This is a genomic window from Rhizobium sp. NFACC06-2 (assembly GCF_900101425.1).
GTDB lineage: Bacteria > Pseudomonadota > Alphaproteobacteria > Rhizobiales > Rhizobiaceae > Agrobacterium > Agrobacterium leguminum.
This window is the reverse complement of the sequence record NZ_FMVA01000003.1, coordinates 290,314-306,370: the sequence shown is the minus strand read 5'-3', so window position 1 is coordinate 306,370 and position 16,057 is coordinate 290,314. Positions and strand designations below refer to the sequence as shown.

Below are 16,057 nucleotides of genomic sequence, written 5' to 3'. Positions count from 1 at the left end.
ACTTTTCCCCGGAGCGAAAGTTAGCCGAACAATATTGAAAGGCAGTTTCAAGAGATAACTAATTTTCGATAAATCTAATTTCCTTAATAACTAATACGCCAATGGGAGATGCGCACCAGCGCGAGGCCGTTCAGGCATTCACGATCACGCCTGACGACGGATCGGCGGCGGGACGTTGACATTTATGAAACTTGACCTACAAAACAAACTCTTCCGAGGGGAGCACCGAACGGTGCTGAGATGGCGATGAGCCGGACCCTTGAACCTGATCCGGGTCATGCCGGCGTAGGAACGGAACTGCCGCGCCAGGAGGCGCTGCCCTTTCTCTTCTCCGCTTTGCCTGATCTCCGAGATTGTCACATCTGGAGACGAATGATGATGCTGAACCCTTCCGCCCTTCGCACACGGTGCGTCTGCGTCTGAGGTCCGGCTGATGCGTGCCACCCATGCGCTAAACGGTGTCGGTCTTCTGCTGGTTTTCTGGCAGGCGGGAACGTGGCTGTTTTCACCGCCCCGCTACATCCTGCCATCGCCCGCCTATGTTGTCGGCGCTTTCTGGCGCCAGCCTGGCTTCCTGTTCGGGCAGGCGCTGATAACGCTCGGTGAAATGGCGCTGGGGCTTGCGGCGGGCATCACCGCCGGCATTCTCGTCGCTTTCACGATTGCCGCCATCCCGCGCCTCGGCCGCCTCGTCTGGCCCATGGTTCTGGTGTTGCAGGCCTTTCCGGTCTTCGTGCTCGCCCCCATCCTCGTCCTCTGGTTCGGTTTCGGCATGGCTTCGAAAGTGGTCATGACGACGATCATCATCTTCTTCCCTGTGACCTCCGCTTTCACTGACGGGCTCAACCGCACCGATCGCGCCATCCTCGACGCCGCCTCGCTGACGGAGGCGAGCCACTGGCAGATCCTCACCCGGTTGCGTGTGCCGCTGGCGCTGCCCTCGCTCATTTCCGGTCTCAGGGTTGCCGCGCCGCTCGCCCCGCTCGGCGCCGTCATCGGCGAATGGGTGGGCGCATCGGCCGGGCTTGGGTTCGTGATGATCCAGTCCAATGCCCGCATGCAGACCGACATCATGTTCGCCGCCATGGCCATTCTCGCCATCATTGCGGTGCTACTGCGGCTCATTGTCGACCGGGTGACCGCCAATCTGACCCCCTGGGCCAAGGAAACAGAACACACCATTCCTTTCAGATCTTTACGGAGACTTTCGGTACCATGAGACGAACTCTTCTTTCCCTCGTCGTCGCGGCGGCAAGCGTACTTTCACCTATGCAATCGCATGCGGCAGACAAGCTGACCGTGTTGCTCGAATGGTTCGTGAACCCCGATCATGCGCCGATGGTGATCGCCAAGGAACGCGGCCTGTTTGCCGATGCGGGGCTAGAGGTGGAACTGGTTCCGCCCGCAGACCCCTCCGCCGTGCCGCGTCTCGTCTCGGCCAAACAGGCCGATATAGGCGTGCACTACCAACCGAACCTCTATCTCGATCACGATGCCGGCCTGCCGCTCGTGCGTTTCGGCACGCTGGTCGAAACCCCGCTCAACACCGTCACCGTTCTGGCCGATGGCCCGATCAAGAGCCTGAAAGACCTGAAGGGCAAGAAGGTCGGCTTTTCCGTTTCCGGCTTCGAGGATGCCATGCTGAAGCGCATGCTGGAAAAGGACGGTCTGACGAAGGACGATGTCGAACTCATCAACGTCAACTTCTCGCTCTCGCCGTCGCTGATCGCCGGCAAGGTGGATGCCACGCTTGGCGGCTTCCGCAATTTCGAACTGACGCAGATGAAGCTCGAGGGACATGAAGGCCGCTCCTTCTTCCCGGAGGAACACGGCGTGCCGGCCTATGACGAGCTGATCTTCGTCACGCACCGCGATCTCGCAAAAGACAACCGCCTGCCGCGTTTCCTCTCCGCCGTTGAACAGGCCGCGATCTTTATCACCAACCATCCGCAGGAATCCTGGCAGCTTTTCATCAAGGCCTATCCGAACCTTGACGATGCGCTGAACAAGCAGGCCTTCTTCGACACGCTGCCGCGCTTCGCCAAACGCCCGGCCGCGCTCGACCGCGCGCGCTATGCCCGTTTCGGCGCTTTCATGCAGGAGATGCAGCTGATCAAGCAGGCGCCGGCGGCGGACGACATCGCCGTGGAGCTGCAACAGCCATGACCATGACTTTTCCGACAGCGGCAAAGGCCGCCGAGATTCTGGAGCGCGTGCGGCAGACGCGCCCGCGCGTGCATTGCCTGATGAACACCGTGGTGCAGAAATTCACCGCAGACGGCATCACCGTGGTCGGCGGCATCCCCTCCATGACCACCTCGCTCGAGGAAATCGAGAGCTTCGTCACCAAGGCGGATGCGCTGACCGTCAATCTCGGCACACTGGATGCCGAGAGGCGCAAGGTCATCCGGCTGGCGATCGAAATCGCCAATGCATCCGGCAAGCCATGGATCGTCGACCCCGTGCATTGCGATTATTCGCCGTCACGGCTGGAATTCACGCGCGAACTCATCGCCCTTTCCCCCACCATCGTGCGCGGCAATCGCGCCGAAATGAGCCTGATCGGCGATGTGCCGGATGCTGTCCGGATTGAGACCGGGCCGGTCGATCATCTGCGCGACGCCACCCGCAGCATCAGTATCGTCAACGGTCATCCGTGGATGGCAAAGGTGACGGGAACGGGGTGCCTTTCGGGCGGCGTCATCGCCGCCTTCATGGCTGTCGAAAAAGACGCGTTGACGGCGGCGGCCTCCGCCCTTGCCGTCACTGGCGTTTCCGCCGCACTCGCAGCCAAGCACGCCAGAGGCCCGGGCAGCTTCGAACCGGCGTTTCTAGATGTGCTTTCCGAAATTTCCGATGAGGACATCACAAATCACGCAAGGATAGAGCATGAACAAGGTTGATTACCGCCTCAACGCGCTGGTCGATGCGAGCCTTGGCGATGTCGCGCCGCTGCCGGAGCTTGCTCTGGCCGCCGCACTCAACGGCGCGACCATTCTGCAATATCGCGACAAGCACGGCTCGACGCGCGAGATGATCGAAAACGCCCGCGCCATTCACGAGGCTATCGCCGGCACAGGCGTGCCGCTTGTCATCAACGATCGGGTGGATGTAGCCCTCGCCTCGGGCGCGGACGGGGTGCATCTCGGCGCCGACGACATGGACGCTAAAACCGCAAGGCGTATTCTCGGCGAAAAGGCGATCATCGGCCTCACCGTCAAGAACCGCCCCGATGCCGAACGGGCAGCCTCGATGCCCGTCGACTACGCCTGCATCGGCGGCGTGTTCGAAACCGTTTCCAAGGTCAATCCGGACAAGCCCGTCGGTATCGACGGTTTTACCACGCTGCGCGCCCTGCTGAAGGAGTGGAAACCGGATATGCCCGTCGGCGCTATCGCCGGCATCGATCTTGCCCGCGTGCCACCCGTCATCGCCGCCGGTGCGGACGGCGTCGCGGTCATTTCCGCCATTTTCCGCGCGGGCGATATTGCCAGCGCAACCAAGGACTTCCGCTCTAGGATTGACGCGGCGCTGAAAGCGAGACAGCCATGACAGCCATTGCATTGACCATTGCCGGCTCCGACAGCGGCGGCGGCGCGGGCATTCAGGCGGATATCAAGACCTTCTCCGCGCTCGGCGCGTACGCCGCCAGCGTCATCACCGCCATCACCGCCCAGAACACCAAAGGCGTAACGGCGGTTGAGGATATTTCGGTCGCCACCATTATCGCGCAAATGGATGCGGTATTCTCCGATCTCGCCGTCAATGCGGTGAAGATCGGCATGGTCTCGCGGATCGAAACCATCGCCGCCATCGCGGAACGGCTTCGGCGGCAATCGCAGCCGGTGGTGCTCGACCCGGTCATGGTCGCGACCTCCGGTGACAGGCTGCTGCATGAAGACGCCATCGAGACATTGCGGCGCGATTTGCTGCCGCTCGCGACCATCGTTACGCCGAACCTGCCGGAAGCGGCGCTGTTGACCGGGTCTTCGATGGCGAAAACGGAGACGGAGATCGCCCGCCAGGCCGAGGCGATCCTGAAGGCGGGCGCAAAAGCCGTGCTCATCAAGGGCGGCCATGGCGACGGGCCTGAGAGCACGGATTACCTGTTTGCGGACGGCGGTATGCAGGCTCTTTCCGCGCCGAGGGTCGAGACGAAAAACGACCACGGCACCGGCTGCACATTGGCGGCGGCGATTACGGCTCATCTGGCGAGGGGTCGTGAGTTGCGGGAGGCGGTGGGGCTTGCGAAGGAGTATCTGAATGGGGCGCTCGATGCCGGGCGGGGTCTTGCTGTTGGGCATGGGCGGGGGCCGGTGCATCATTTTTATCGGTGGTGGGGGTGACGTGAAGGGGCGGAGCGTGGGGCTTACCCCCCTCTGTCCTGCCGGACATCTCCCCCTCAAGGGGGGAGATCGACAAGTGGCTTGCTCACCGCATTGAGTAAGCCACTGTATCGATAGCAAGGCAGTTGCGAGGGAACGAGCGGTCGGCCCCATCCGATCTCCCCCCTTGAGGGGGAGATGTCCGGCAGGACAGAGGGGGGTGGCCGCGAACTCCGATGCTACCGCGCCTTCGGCGTCGCTAACACATTCCGGATCGCAAAACTCGAGTGAATGCGCGAAACCCCCGGCAGCTTCGACAGGATCTCCTTATGAATTCGCTCGAAATCCCCAGCACTTTCCGCCTCGCAGCGCAGGAAATAATCCGAACCGCCCGTCATCAGATAACATTCGCGGATTTCCGGATAGCGCCGCACCGCATTTTCGAAACGGTTGAGAAAATCCTCCGTCTGGCGGTCGAGCGTGATCTGGACGATAACCGAAATCACCTCGCCGCCAGCAAGGCCGCTCGTCAGCGCCGTATAACCGCGGATAATCCCTTCCCGCTCGAGAATATCGACGCGACGAAGGCAGGCAGATGCGGAAAGCCCGACTTCGGCTGCCAGTTTCGCATTGCTGATGCGGGCATTGAGCCGAAGCAGGCGGATAATGTGGCGGTCGGTCGCATCGAGTGACGACATAGAAGATTCCAATCAGCAAAAGAAAATTGCGTGATTACTAGCTCTATCGCATTTCGTTCGAACAATCGCCAAGAAATTCGACAATCGTTGCAATACCCTCATGGGATAAAAATGAGGGTGAACGACCATGGACATGCAGATCAGCCGCCAGCAGGCCGCCGGTGGTGCAAGCGGCCATTTAACCATCGATCTCGGCGCATTGCGCGACAATTATCTGACCCTTGCGGCCATGGCGCCCGCATCGCAGACGGCAGCGGTCGTAAAGGCCGATGCATACGGTCTCGGCGCGGATATCGTCTCGCAGGTCCTGTTGGAGGCGGGCTGTCGCAATTTCTTCGTCGCCCATATCGATGAAGCGCTGGCGTTGCGGCTGCGGCTTTCGGCAGAAGCGCGGATTTTTGTTCTCAACGGTCTTCAGCCCGGCAACGAGACCTCCTGCACCGCCATGGCCGTCACCCCGGTTCTGAATTCGCTGGAGCAGATCGCCCAATGGTCGGCCCACGCCAGGAAGCTTGGCAAGACGCTCACCGCCGCCGTGCAGATCGATACCGGCATGTGCCGTCTCGGCCTCTCTCCCGAAGAGCTTGAAATCCTAGCCTCCCGGCCGCAGTTGCTGGATGGTATCGACATCGCCTTTGTCATGAGCCACCTCGCCTGCGCCGACGAACCGGAGCATGCCTCCAATGCCGCGCAGCTTGCGGTGATGCGCAAAGCCGCCATTGCCTTTTCTGAAGCGCCCGTCTGCTTTTCGAATTCCGGCGGCATCTTTCTGGGCAATGATTACCACAACCACCTGCTGCGCCCCGGCATCGCGCTTTATGGCGGCGCGCCCTCCGTGGCACGCCCCAACCCGATGAAGCCGGTCGTTCGCCTCGATCTCGCCGTCATCCAGACCCGCACCGTTCCGGCCGGTTCGCTGGTCGGTTACGGCGGCTCCTTCGAAGCGGCCGGGCCCACGCGTCTGGCAACCATCGCCGCCGGTTACGCTGACGGCCTGCCGCGTTCGCTCAGCAATCGCGGCGCAGCGTGGTATAACGGCGTGCGCCTGCCGATTGCGGGCCGCGTTTCGATGGACAGCATCATTCTCGACATATCCGCCCTGCCCGAGGGAACATTGACCCAGGGCAGTCTCGTGCAGATGATCGGGCCTGAGCAGACGCTGGAAGACATCGCCGAGGATGCGGGCACGATCGCCTATGAAATCCTGACCGGCCTCGGACGCCGCTATCGACGCCTTTATATTCAGCCGGGAGAAACCCCGGCAGCCGCTTCAACATCAGTCAATCACAAGTGAGACGATCATGAACGTCACTATCCTCGGAGCCGGCGTCGTCGGCGTGACATCTGCCTGGTATCTGGCCAAAGCCGGACACAAGGTGACGGTGATCGATCGCCAGCCGGCCGCAGCGCTCGAAACCAGCTTCGCCAATGCCGGCGAAGTATCCCCCGGCTATTCTTCGCCATGGGCTGCCCCCGGCATTCCGATGAAGGCGATGAAATGGCTGTTCATGAAACACGCGCCTCTCATCATCCGCCCCACGGCCGATCCGGCCGCATGGCGCTGGATGAGCCAGATGCTGCGCAACTGCACCTCAGCGCGTTACGCCATCAACAAGAGCCGCATGGTGCGCATTGCCGAATATAGCCGCGATTGCCTGATGGCGCTTCGCGAAGAGACCGGCATTGAATATGACCAGCGCATGCAGGGCACGCTGGAGGTGTTCCGCACCCAGAAGCAGTTCGACGCCATCGGCAAGGATGTCGACGTGCTGACGGCGGGCGGCGTGCCTTTCGAGATTCTCGACCGCGACGGCTGCGCCGCCATCGAACCCGGTCTGTCTCCTTCGAAGGAAAAGATCGTCGGCGGTCTGCGCCTGCCCGGCGACGAGACCGGCGATTGCTTCATGTTCACGACAGAGCTTGCCCGCATGGCCGAAGAGGCGGGCGTTACCTTCCTTTACGATACCGGCATCATGCGCCCCATCGTCGAGGCAGGGCGCGTCAAGGCGGTGGAGACCACCCGCGGGCTGGTGGAGGCCGATATTTTCGTGGCGGCACTGGGCAGCTATTCGCCGCAGTTCGTGCGCCAGCTTGGCCTTACCCTGCCGGTTTACCCGGTCAAGGGTTACTCCATCACGGTTCCAATCGTGAAAGAGGAGCGCGCGCCCGTTTCCACGGTCATGGACGAGACGTTCAAGGTGGCGATTACCCGCCTCGGCTCACGCATCCGCGCCGGCGGCATGGCGGAGATCGCCGGCTTCAGCAAGGATTTGCCGGCAGCACGGCAGGAAACGCTGGCCCACTCGGTGGAAGACCTGTTCGGCGGCGCAGGCGACCAGAGCCAGGCGAAATTCTGGTGCGGCCTGCGCCCAATGACGCCGGACGGTACGCCCGTCATCGGCGCCACCCGCTACAGCAATCTTTATCTCAACACCGGCCACGGCACGCTTGGCTGGACCATGTCCTGCGGTTCCGCCCGGGTGCTTGCCGATCTCATCAGCGGCAACAAGCCGGAGATCGACACGCACGATCTGGCGATCAGCCGTTACGCCGCCTGACGCGCAATCAACCCGCCATTCCCGTCCCGCGACGGGATGGCGATCAATCAGAGCGCCAGCGCATCCTTCAGCGCCAGACCTTCCATCATGCGCAGATCGAGATCGGCTTCGATGTGGTCGAGATGCTGCAACATCAGCGCACGCGCCTTTGCCGTATCCTTCGCCTCAAGCGCGTCCAGGAGATCGGCGTGATCATTGTGGCCGCAGCTTGAAACACCCGAGCGCCCGTAAAGCGCAATGACCAGCGACGAGCGGGCGACCAGCTCGTCCATGAATTTTTCCAGAATGGCGTTGCCGGCAAGCGAGGCCAGCATCAGGTGGAAATCGCCCGATGCCTTGATTTCCGCGCGTCTGGCACTCGGGCCGCGCTCATGCTGGTGGCGGCTTTCCTGCACCAGATGCTCACGCAGCCGCTTCACCGCCGCAGGCGTGATTTTTTCGATTGCGGCATCCACGACGCCGGGTTCGATCAACCGTCGCGACGCGAACACCTGCCGCGCTTCATCCGGCGTGGGATTGGAAACGAAGGCGCCCCGGTTGCGCTCGGCCTTCACCAGCCCTTCATAGGCCAGCATCTGAAGTGCGGCGCGCACCACCGTACGGCTGACATCGAACAGCGTTCCCACTTCCGATTCCGACAGTTTGGTTCCCGGCGCCAGCCGCCGGTCGACAATGGCGTCACGCAGCGTATCGCGAATGGCCTGGGCACGGTCTTCATGCGAGGTGTCGGAATTGACGGTTATCTGGGAAAGGCTCATCGGTGCGTCCTGTTTGTTCTTGAGTTCTAGCGCGAAGTGCGTCGCGCGCAAACAGGAATTGCGGGCCGCCGCCGGTCTGCCACAATTCATTCAGCGCCCGTTCAGCAGCCGGGCTGTATTTCCTTAACCATCGAATTTGCAACTGGCAGCGCCCTGCCACCTGTATGGAAGAACACACCATGTCGTCCTTTGCAGCTAAAACCGTTCTGGCCGTCGCCGTCGCCGCCGCCACCATCGTTCCCTTGAGCAGCGCATCTGCTGGCGACTGGGACCGCCGCGACCGTCGCGATGCCGCCATTCTGGGTGGCGTGCTCGGCCTTGCCGCCGGTGTCGCCGTCGGCTCCGCAATGTCGCGTCCGGCGCAGGCCTACGAAGAGCGCGTCTATGTCGACGAGCCGAGCTATGTCTATGAAGAGCCGGATTACCGTTATTATCGCGCAGCACCGCAGCCGGTTTACCGCCCCGCACCCGTCTATCGCGCCCAGCCGGTTTACGACAGCCGCCCGGTCTACAACCAGCGCCGCACCTATCGCACCATCGAGCCCTGGACCAACGCCTGGTACGATTATTGCTCGCAGCGTTACCGGAGCTTCAACACGCGCACCGGCACCTATACGGATTATGATGGCCAGCGCCATTTCTGCGTCGCAGGTTGATCCGCCAGCCATTGAGCACATTTGTAGCTGTTATTGTCAGGCCGCAGACGGAAAAGTCTGCGGCTTTTCAGTGAGAGCCACCCCGAACTCTGCGTCGTCCTCGGCCCTGTGCCGAGGATCCATTCACGCCTCATAAAATCAGAAGGTTGCAGATGTTCGGGACAGGCCCGAGCATGACGATCAAGATTCTAGGCGGTCGCCATAGGTCCAACACTACACCATTTCACGCCGCGCCATTTCTCACATAATCCGCCCGGTTGATGCCATGGCGCTGCAGCTTGTCGTAAAAGGTCTTGCGGGCGATGCCGAGCGTGGCGATGGTCTCCGCCACATCGCCATTTGATTGTTCCAGCGTTTCGCGGATGATGCGCGCCTCGATCTCGTCCATGCGCTCCGGCAGCGTTCCGGAAGCGGGGATTGTGGATTGCAACGCAGGCGCCGTCGCCGGTTCCGTCTCCAGCCCCAGAACCGCCCTTTCGGCGAAATGTCCGAGTTCGCGCACATTACCCGGCCAGTCATGGTCATTGAGGCGGCGGGAAATGCCGGCGCTGATCTGCGGCACCGCCATGTTGAAACGGTTGGCCGCCTTGGTGACGAAGTGGGAAAACAAGAGCGGAATATCCGCCTTGCGTTCGCGCAGCGGCGGAATGGACAGCGTCACCACATTCAGCCGGTAATAGAGATCCTCACGAAACGTGCCGCGCTCGGACGGATCGCCAAGATCGACCTTCGCCGCCGCGACCACACGAATATCGACCGGCCGCTCTTCATTCGACCCCAGCGGCGAGACCTCGCGCATTTCCAGAACGCGTAGCATCTTTACCTGTACGGCAAGCGGCATGCTTTCGATTTCGTCCAGAAACAGGGTGCCGCCGCTCGAATGTTCGATGCGGCCGACGCGCTTTTTCTGCGCGCCGGTGAAAGCCCCCGGCTCATGGCCGAAGAGCTCGCTCTCGATTACCGTTTCCGGCAGCGCCCCGCAATTCAGCGCCACGAAATTGCCCTTTGAGCGTTTCTTGCTCCAGCGGTGAAGGGCCGTCGCCACCACTTCCTTGCCGCTGCCGGTCTCGCCCGCCACCAGCACATCCACATCCGTATCGGCAATGTGCCGCAGCGTGGTGCGCAGGCGCTCCATGGCGGGCGTCTGGCCGATCAGCGGTAAATCGTCCTCAGCCTGTCCCGCCGCCCGGCGAAGCGCCCGGTTTTCCAGCACGAGGCGGCGCTTTTCCAGCGCCCGGCGGGCGCTTTCCACCATGCGTTCAGCGGGAAACGGCTTGGCGATGAAATCATAAGCGCCATTGTGAAGCGCATCGACCGCCATCGGCACATCGCCATGGCCGGTGATGAGAATGACCGGCAGATCGGCATCGATCTTGCGAACATGGTCGAAAAATTCGAGCCCGGTCATGCCGGGCATACGTACATCGGTGATGACGACGCCGTCGAAATCCTCGTTTAAGGCCGCAAGCGCCTGTTCTGCGCGTGAAAACGACGTGACCGGCAATCCATCGAGTTCCAGCGTCTGCACCATCGCCTTGCGCAGCTGGGAGTCGTCGTCCACCAGGAATATGGTTCCATCCGCCGTCATGTCATGCTCGCTTCAGAAATACGGAAAAACATGTGCCCGCCTTGCTGCTTACCACCTCGATGCGCCCGCCATAGTCCGAGGCAATATCGTTGGAGATGACGAGACCGAGGCCGAGGCCGCTTTCCTTTGATGTATTGAAGGGCGAAAAAAGCTGGGCGCGGATGGCTTCGGGAATGCCCGTGCCATTGTCGCTGACGGAAAGCACGACCATGTCGCCCTCCTCCCGCACACGGACCTCGACACGCGCGGTCTCAATCGTTTCCGTGGCTTCCAGCGCGTTTTGCAGAAGGTTGATGAGAATTTGCTCGAGCCGGATACGGCTGCCGAGCACTTTCAGGTCCTGATCCGGCAGCACGATATCCAGCGCATCCATCTGCCCGGAAAAACGGCTGCGCAACAGCATGACCGCACCTTCGATGACCAGTCGAACACTGACAGGCTCGGCGGCGGTGCGGCCCTTGCGCGCCAATATCTTCAGGTCGCCGGTAATGGTGCCGATACGCTCGGTCAGCGCCGCGATGTTTTCGAGATTTTCGGTGGCCTCGGACATGCGGTCGCGCTTCAGCAGGGTGCGGGCATTGTCGGCAAAGGCGCGGATGGTCGCGACCGGCTGGTTGATCTCGTGCGCCACGCCCGCCGCCACCTGCCCCAGAATGGAAAGGCGGTTGGCCTGCACCAGTTCTTGCTGCACATTGCGCAACTCGCCCGAGGTCTTTTCATGCAGGGCGATTTCGGCCTGCAGATGATCGCGGGTTTTGGTCAAATCACGGGTCCGCTCCTGCACCTTCATCTCCAGCTCGGCGCGGGCACGCTGCTCCTCTTCCTTTTCCTTGAGCGCCTTGTGCCTGCGCCACAGCCACAGGGCCGAAAGCGCCATCAACGGCATCAGCGTCGCCAGCGCCACCACCCTGCCCTCGCGGATGGCGGCATTCAGCGCCGGCGCGACCGGTTGGAGATAGTGCAGCGTCCATGAAGTGGTCGGCACCGGCACTTCCAGCCGCAGATAATCGCCGCGCTCCCTCCCCGGCTCATCGACATGAATGAGTGGAACACCCTCGTTCGCACGCCGCGCCGCATGAAACGGCAGCGTTGCAAGCGCCTCATTGCCGAATTGCAGGCTCTCGGAGATGATTTTCCGTCGCGCCTCATCGATCGGTGCAACGGTCTTGAAGCGCCACTCCGGCACGCTGGTCATCAGCACGACGCCGTTTCTGTCGACCACATAGACCGGCTTGCCGCCGATGTTCCAGTCTGTCTCCAGCCGGTTGAACTCGACCTTGGCAATGACGACGCCAAGCGGCCGCCCATCAGCGGCATCGATGCGGCGGGAGATATAAAGACCCGGCCGACGGCTGACATTGCCGAGAGCATAATGTTCGGACATGCCGGTCTTCATCGCAGCCTGGAAATATTCGCGGAAAGCGTAATTGGAGCCGACAAAGCTGTCGTCCTGCCGCCAGTTGCTCGACGCGATGGTCAATCCGGTCGGCCCGGTCACATAAATCACCGAGGATTGTGTGCCTTCAATCAGCCCCTCCAGCTTGCGGTTCAACCGGTCGAGGACAGGAGCACCGCCGCCATCCAGCGCAGCAGCAAGATCGGGATCTCCGGAGAGGACAAGCGGAATGGCGCGCGGCCGCTCCAGCGCGACATTCAGGAGCGCGATCTTCAGTTCGGCATCCGTGGCGGCCTCGGAACCGGCCATGCGCATCGCCTGATTGCGGGCGAACTCATCGGCCACCAGCAGAACGCCAAGACTGACGAGCAGCCACAGGCCCGCCAGCGCCAGCCATTGCGCCCGTCGCTTCGCATGGGAATGAGATGCCTGATCCTGATAAGTCATGCGGCAATTGTGCGGATTTACACACAGACCGCAAGATATTTTGTCCGGAATTCCGCACAAATGCAGGTGGACCGATGAAGCGCCAATAAAAACTACTTTTGAAATCAGCCAGTTACGCCAAATAAGCAAGTCTGGCATGCGTATTGCACATGACTCCGCAATCGGCGCGAAGCCGTCAACGTCACGGCGATCCCGGGAGGCCAATAAAGGCAGGGTGAGGCCGAGGAGGAAAAAACATGATCGATACGACAGCCGTGGCCGCGGGCCACGCCAAGCAGCCATTCTACAAGCACCTGTATTTCCAGGTTCTGGTGGCCATCATCGCCGGTATCGCGCTCGGCCATTTCTATCCGGCCTTCGGCGAACAGCTGAAGCCGCTCGGCGACGGCTTCATCCGCCTCGTCAAGATGATCATCGCGCCCGTCATCTTCCTCACTGTCGCAACCGGCATCGCCGGCATGAACGACATGAAAAAGGTGGGTCGCGTGGCCGGTAAGGCCATGATCTACTTCCTCGTATTCTCCACGCTCGCGCTCATCGTTGGCCTCATCGTCGCCAACACCGTGCAGCCGGGCGCGGGCATGAATATCGATCCCGCCACGCTGGATGCCAAGGCCGTCGCGACCTACGCCGACAAGGCCCATGAGCAGACCATCACCGGCTTCCTGATGAACATCATCCCGACCACCATCGTCGGCGCTTTCGCCAGCGGTGACATTCTGCAGGTGCTGTTCTTCTCGGTTCTGTTCGGTATCGCGCTCGGCATCGTCGGCGAAAAGGGCAAGTCCGTCACCGATTTCATGCACGCCCTGATGTATCCGATCTTCAAGCTGGTCGCGATCCTGATGAAGGCCGCCCCCATCGGCGCTTTCGGCGCCATGGCCTTCACCATCGGCAAATACGGCATCTCTTCCGTCACCAACCTTGCGATGCTGATCGGCACCTTCTACGTCACGTCCTTCCTGTTCGTGTTCGTGGTTCTCGGTGCGGTATGCCGCTATAACGGCTTCTCCATCGTCGCGCTCATCCGCTATATCAAGGAAGAACTGCTTCTGGTTCTCGGCACGTCTTCTTCCGAAGCCGCCCTGCCGGGCCTGATGAGCAAGATGGAAAAGGCTGGGTGCAAGCGCTCCGTCGTCGGTCTCGTCATCCCCACCGGTTATTCCTTCAACCTTGATGGCACCAACATCTACATGACGCTGGCGGCCCTCTTCATCGCGCAGGCGACCGGTATCCACCTCTCCTTCGGCGAACAGATTCTGCTGCTGCTGGTGGCCATGCTCTCCTCCAAGGGTGCCGCCGGCATCACCGGCGCGGGCTTCATCACGCTCGCGGCAACCCTCTCCGTTGTGCCTTCGGTTCCCGTCGCCGGCATGGCGCTGATCCTCGGCATCGATCGTTTCATGTCGGAATGCCGTGCACTCACCAACTTCGTCGGCAACGCAGTTGCCACCATCGTCGTCGCCCGCTGGGAAGGCGAACTGGATCAGGATCAGCTTGCCCGCGTGCTGAGCGGCCAGGAAGAGTTCACCGGCATCGCCGATGTGGATCAGCTTCCGGCTTCGGTACAGCCCGCCGAATAATAAGACCTCCCAAGGTCCGGCCTGTCCCGGTTTCTCCGGGCAGGCACATATGGAAAGCCCGGCGCATCGACAGGATGCGCCGGGCTTTCTTTGTTCAGGCTCGCGCCCACTAAACGGGGTTTTTATCGGCCGGAAGATGCGGTAGAGCCGAAGCGGAACAAATGCGATAAGCGGAGTGGCGGCATGAAGAACCTGTTTCTGGCCTGGCAATTCTGGGCGCTGCTATCGGCAGCCTTTGCGGCGCTCACCGCCATCTTTGCGAAGGTCGGCATCGAGAACGTCAATTCCGATTTCGCCACTCTCATCCGCACCGTCGTCATTCTCGCCGCCGCCGGCCTGATGGTTTACATCACCGGCAACTGGCAGCAGCCTTCCACCATCTCGGGTAAAACCTGGCTGTTCCTCGTGCTTTCGGGACTGGCCACCGGCGCATCGTGGATATGTTATTTCCGGGCGCTGAAACTCGGAGACGCAGCCCGCGTCGCGCCCATCGACAAGCTGAGCGTCGTGTTTGTCGCCATCTTTGCGGTGCTGTTTCTGGGCGAAAGGCTGTCTTTGCCCAACTGGCTCGGCGTGGTGCTGATCGCCTGCGGCGCGGTACTTGTGGCCTATCGGGGATAGGCCGGCCGGATAAACCGGCCGGCACAATCGCTAAAGTTATCAGCCTCGGGCAGCCGCAACCTTGTCGAGACCACGCTTCACACCGGCAAACAGCTCGTCCAGCTGTTCGGCCGTAATGATGAGCGGCGGGCAGAAGCAGATGGATTCACCGATAGGCCGCGTGATGACACCCTCCTCTTCGATGGCCGCGGCAAGAGCCAGCGTCGTATCGCCGGGCTTCATGCCCTCCCATGGCTTCACCTCCAGCGCGCCGATCAGGCCGACACCGCGCGAGGAATGAATGAGCGTGTGATCGGCGAGCGCCTTCAGATGATCGAGGAACCTCCCCTCCAGCCGGGCGACATTACCGACCAGATCGCGCTCCTGAATGATCTTCAGGTTCTCCAGCCCCACAGCCGTTGCGACGGGATGGCCGGAGGCGGTGTAACCATGGCCAAAGGAGCCGATACGGTCGGACTCATCGGCGATAGGCTGGTAGAAATTGTCATTCATGATGATCGCCGAAAGCGGCATATAGGACGACGAAATCTGCTTGGAGACGACAAGTACATCCGGCTTGATGCCATAGGTCTCGCAGGCGAACATCTTGCCGGTTCGGCCGAAACCGCAGATCACCTCATCCACCACAAGCAGAATATCGTATTTCTTCAGGATCGCCTGTACGCCTGCCCAATACCCTTCCGGCGGCAAAAGAACGCCGCCGGCGCCCATTACCGGCTCGCCCCAGAAAGCGGCGATGGTTTCCGGGCCTTCGCGCAGGATCAGATCCTCCAGCTCTTTCAGAATACGCGCGGTGAAATCCGCCTCGCTTTCCCCTTCCTTTCCGAAATGCACATAGGAGGGGCAGGCCGTATGCAACATGCGGTCCAGCGGCAGGTCGAAGCTTTCATGGTTACGCGGCAGGCCGGTGATTGAGGCCGAGGCAATCGTCACACCATGATACCCCTTGATGCGGCCGATGATCTTCTTCTTGTCTCGTCTGCCCAGCGCGTTCGAGCGATACCAGACCATCTTGGCGACAAGATCGTTAGCCTCTGAGCCGGAGGAGGTGAAATGCACCTTGGACATCGGCACCGGTGAAAGCTCGATCAGCAGCTCGGCGAGATCAACCGACGGACCGTGCGTCTTGTAGGAAAAGGTGTGGTAATAGGGCAGCTTCTGCATCTGCTTCGTCGCCGCTTCCACCAGCCGCTGTTCACCGAAGCCGAGCGCCACCGACCACAAACCCGCCATCGCCTCGATATAGCGCTTGCCGCTGCTGTCGGTGACATAGATGCCCTCGCCGCTCTCGATCACCAGACCGCCGGTCTTTTCGAATTTGCGCAGATTGACGTTCGGATGCATCTGATAGGCGATATCGCGTCCCTCGACGGAATTCGGCAGGATGGTCATCGATGAAGGCTCCATTTTCGGTTGATGCTCGGCGT

The 16,057-nt window shown here is 61.3% G+C and carries 15 protein-coding genes and 1 riboswitch; of the genes, 10 read left to right on the top strand and 5 right to left on the bottom strand.

The window, feature by feature from the left end:
- Positions 1–206: 206 nt before the first annotated feature.
- A riboswitch (TPP riboswitch) is annotated at positions 207–309 on the top strand.
- 124 nt (positions 310–433) lie between these two features.
- From F3H58_RS08275 to thiD, 5 genes are read left to right on the top strand one after another with little or no spacing between them, the layout of a single operon-like run.
- Entirely contained in the window at positions 434–1,219 is a 786-nt protein-coding gene (locus F3H58_RS08275) for an ABC transporter permease (RefSeq protein WP_149741854.1), read from the top strand.
- Positions 1,216–2,166: an ABC transporter substrate-binding protein gene (locus F3H58_RS08270; protein WP_188128828.1), complete on the top strand. Its 951-nt coding sequence runs from the start codon at positions 1,216–1,218 to the stop codon at positions 2,164–2,166. Before F3H58_RS08275 ends, F3H58_RS08270 begins: the two co-directional genes overlap by 4 nt.
- Positions 2,163–2,903 carry a hydroxyethylthiazole kinase gene (locus F3H58_RS08265; RefSeq protein ID WP_149741853.1) on the top strand — a complete coding sequence of 247 codons (741 nt, stop codon included), beginning with the start codon at positions 2,163–2,165 and terminating at the stop codon, positions 2,901–2,903. Before F3H58_RS08270 ends, F3H58_RS08265 begins: the two co-directional genes overlap by 4 nt.
- Complete coding sequence (gene thiE / locus F3H58_RS08260) at positions 2,890–3,552, top strand: thiamine phosphate synthase (RefSeq protein ID WP_149741852.1); 663 nt, start codon at positions 2,890–2,892, stop codon at positions 3,550–3,552. The genes F3H58_RS08265 and thiE overlap by 14 nt, the downstream gene beginning before the upstream one ends.
- A complete protein-coding gene (gene thiD / locus F3H58_RS08255; RefSeq protein ID WP_149741851.1) occupies positions 3,549–4,346 on the top strand; it encodes a bifunctional hydroxymethylpyrimidine kinase/phosphomethylpyrimidine kinase in 798 nt (265 codons plus the stop codon). The genes thiE and thiD overlap by 4 nt, the downstream gene beginning before the upstream one ends.
- A gap of 218 nt (positions 4,347–4,564) precedes the next feature.
- On the opposite strand, the gene F3H58_RS08245 is transcribed toward thiD, so the two are convergent.
- The gene (locus F3H58_RS08245) at positions 4,565–5,023 is read right to left on the bottom strand and encodes an Lrp/AsnC family transcriptional regulator (RefSeq protein ID WP_003500727.1); all 459 of its coding nucleotides are present in this window, start codon (positions 5,021–5,023) and stop codon (positions 4,565–4,567) included.
- Positions 5,024–5,150: 127 nt separating this feature from the next.
- On the opposite strand from F3H58_RS08245, the gene alr reads away from it, so the two are divergent.
- Together alr and F3H58_RS08235 are read left to right on the top strand one after the other, a co-directional pair.
- Positions 5,151–6,317, top strand: a complete 1,167-nt coding sequence (gene alr / locus F3H58_RS08240; protein WP_149741850.1) for an alanine racemase — start codon at positions 5,151–5,153, stop codon at positions 6,315–6,317.
- A gap of 7 nt (positions 6,318–6,324) precedes the next feature.
- On the top strand, positions 6,325–7,581 hold the full coding sequence (locus tag F3H58_RS08235; RefSeq protein WP_149741849.1) for a D-amino acid dehydrogenase: 1,257 nt from the start codon (positions 6,325–6,327) through the stop codon (positions 7,579–7,581).
- Positions 7,582–7,628: 47 nt separating this feature from the next.
- On the opposite strand, the gene F3H58_RS08230 is transcribed toward F3H58_RS08235, so the two are convergent.
- Positions 7,629–8,339: a GntR family transcriptional regulator gene (locus F3H58_RS08230; protein WP_003519916.1), complete on the bottom strand. Its 711-nt coding sequence runs from the start codon at positions 8,337–8,339 to the stop codon at positions 7,629–7,631.
- A gap of 179 nt (positions 8,340–8,518) precedes the next feature.
- On the opposite strand from F3H58_RS08230, the gene F3H58_RS08225 reads away from it, so the two are divergent.
- Complete coding sequence (locus F3H58_RS08225) at positions 8,519–8,995, top strand: BA14K family protein (protein ID WP_149741848.1); 477 nt, start codon at positions 8,519–8,521, stop codon at positions 8,993–8,995.
- A 223-nt stretch (positions 8,996–9,218) separates the two neighbouring features.
- Here the strand turns inward: F3H58_RS08225 and F3H58_RS08220 are convergent, their stop codons facing one another.
- Together F3H58_RS08220 and F3H58_RS08215 are read right to left on the bottom strand one after the other, a co-directional pair.
- On the bottom strand, positions 9,219–10,583 hold the full coding sequence (locus F3H58_RS08220) for a sigma-54-dependent transcriptional regulator (RefSeq protein WP_149741847.1): 1,365 nt from the start codon (positions 10,581–10,583) through the stop codon (positions 9,219–9,221).
- A gap of 1 nt (position 10,584) precedes the next feature.
- Positions 10,585–12,426: a sensor histidine kinase gene (locus tag F3H58_RS08215; protein ID WP_149741846.1), complete on the bottom strand. Its 1,842-nt coding sequence runs from the start codon at positions 12,424–12,426 to the stop codon at positions 10,585–10,587.
- Positions 12,427–12,662: 236 nt separating this feature from the next.
- On the opposite strand from F3H58_RS08215, the gene F3H58_RS08210 reads away from it, so the two are divergent.
- Both F3H58_RS08210 and F3H58_RS08205 read left to right on the top strand, forming a co-directional pair.
- Entirely contained in the window at positions 12,663–14,009 is a 1,347-nt protein-coding gene (locus tag F3H58_RS08210) for a dicarboxylate/amino acid:cation symporter (protein ID WP_149741845.1), read from the top strand.
- A 183-nt stretch (positions 14,010–14,192) separates the two neighbouring features.
- Positions 14,193–14,630, top strand: coding sequence for an EamA family transporter (locus F3H58_RS08205; protein WP_065655604.1), 438 nt, complete (start codon positions 14,193–14,195; stop codon positions 14,628–14,630).
- A 39-nt stretch (positions 14,631–14,669) separates the two neighbouring features.
- On the opposite strand, the gene F3H58_RS08200 is transcribed toward F3H58_RS08205, so the two are convergent.
- Entirely contained in the window at positions 14,670–16,022 is a 1,353-nt protein-coding gene (locus F3H58_RS08200; RefSeq protein WP_149741844.1) for an aspartate aminotransferase family protein, read from the bottom strand.
- Between the last annotated feature and the right edge of the window lie 35 nt (positions 16,023–16,057).

What these genes read in the sequence shown, in the direction of transcription:
- F3H58_RS08200 (WP_149741844.1), bottom strand. Translation starts at nt 16,022, where the DNA reads ATGACCATCCTGCCGAATTCCGTCGAGGGACGCGATATCGCCTATCAG.
- F3H58_RS08270 (WP_188128828.1), top strand. Translation starts at nt 1,216, where the DNA reads ATGAGACGAACTCTTCTTTCCCTCGTCGTCGCGGCGGCAAGCGTACTT.
- F3H58_RS08220 (WP_149741847.1), bottom strand. Translation starts at nt 10,583, where the DNA reads ATGACGGCGGATGGAACCATATTCCTGGTGGACGACGACTCCCAGCTG.
- F3H58_RS08215 (WP_149741846.1), bottom strand. Translation starts at nt 12,426, where the DNA reads ATGACTTATCAGGATCAGGCATCTCATTCCCATGCGAAGCGACGGGCG.
- F3H58_RS08225 (WP_149741848.1), top strand. Translation starts at nt 8,519, where the DNA reads ATGTCGTCCTTTGCAGCTAAAACCGTTCTGGCCGTCGCCGTCGCCGCC.
- thiE (WP_149741852.1), top strand. Translation starts at nt 2,890, where the DNA reads ATGAACAAGGTTGATTACCGCCTCAACGCGCTGGTCGATGCGAGCCTT.
- thiD (WP_149741851.1), top strand. Translation starts at nt 3,549, where the DNA reads ATGACAGCCATTGCATTGACCATTGCCGGCTCCGACAGCGGCGGCGGC.
- F3H58_RS08230 (WP_003519916.1), bottom strand. Translation starts at nt 8,339, where the DNA reads ATGAGCCTTTCCCAGATAACCGTCAATTCCGACACCTCGCATGAAGAC.
- F3H58_RS08265 (WP_149741853.1), top strand. Translation starts at nt 2,163, where the DNA reads ATGACCATGACTTTTCCGACAGCGGCAAAGGCCGCCGAGATTCTGGAG.
- F3H58_RS08210 (WP_149741845.1), top strand. Translation starts at nt 12,663, where the DNA reads ATGATCGATACGACAGCCGTGGCCGCGGGCCACGCCAAGCAGCCATTC.
- F3H58_RS08245 (WP_003500727.1), bottom strand. Translation starts at nt 5,023, where the DNA reads ATGTCGTCACTCGATGCGACCGACCGCCACATTATCCGCCTGCTTCGG.
- F3H58_RS08275 (WP_149741854.1), top strand. Translation starts at nt 434, where the DNA reads ATGCGTGCCACCCATGCGCTAAACGGTGTCGGTCTTCTGCTGGTTTTC.
- F3H58_RS08205 (WP_065655604.1), top strand. Translation starts at nt 14,193, where the DNA reads ATGAAGAACCTGTTTCTGGCCTGGCAATTCTGGGCGCTGCTATCGGCA.
- F3H58_RS08235 (WP_149741849.1), top strand. Translation starts at nt 6,325, where the DNA reads ATGAACGTCACTATCCTCGGAGCCGGCGTCGTCGGCGTGACATCTGCC.
- alr (WP_149741850.1), top strand. Translation starts at nt 5,151, where the DNA reads ATGGACATGCAGATCAGCCGCCAGCAGGCCGCCGGTGGTGCAAGCGGC.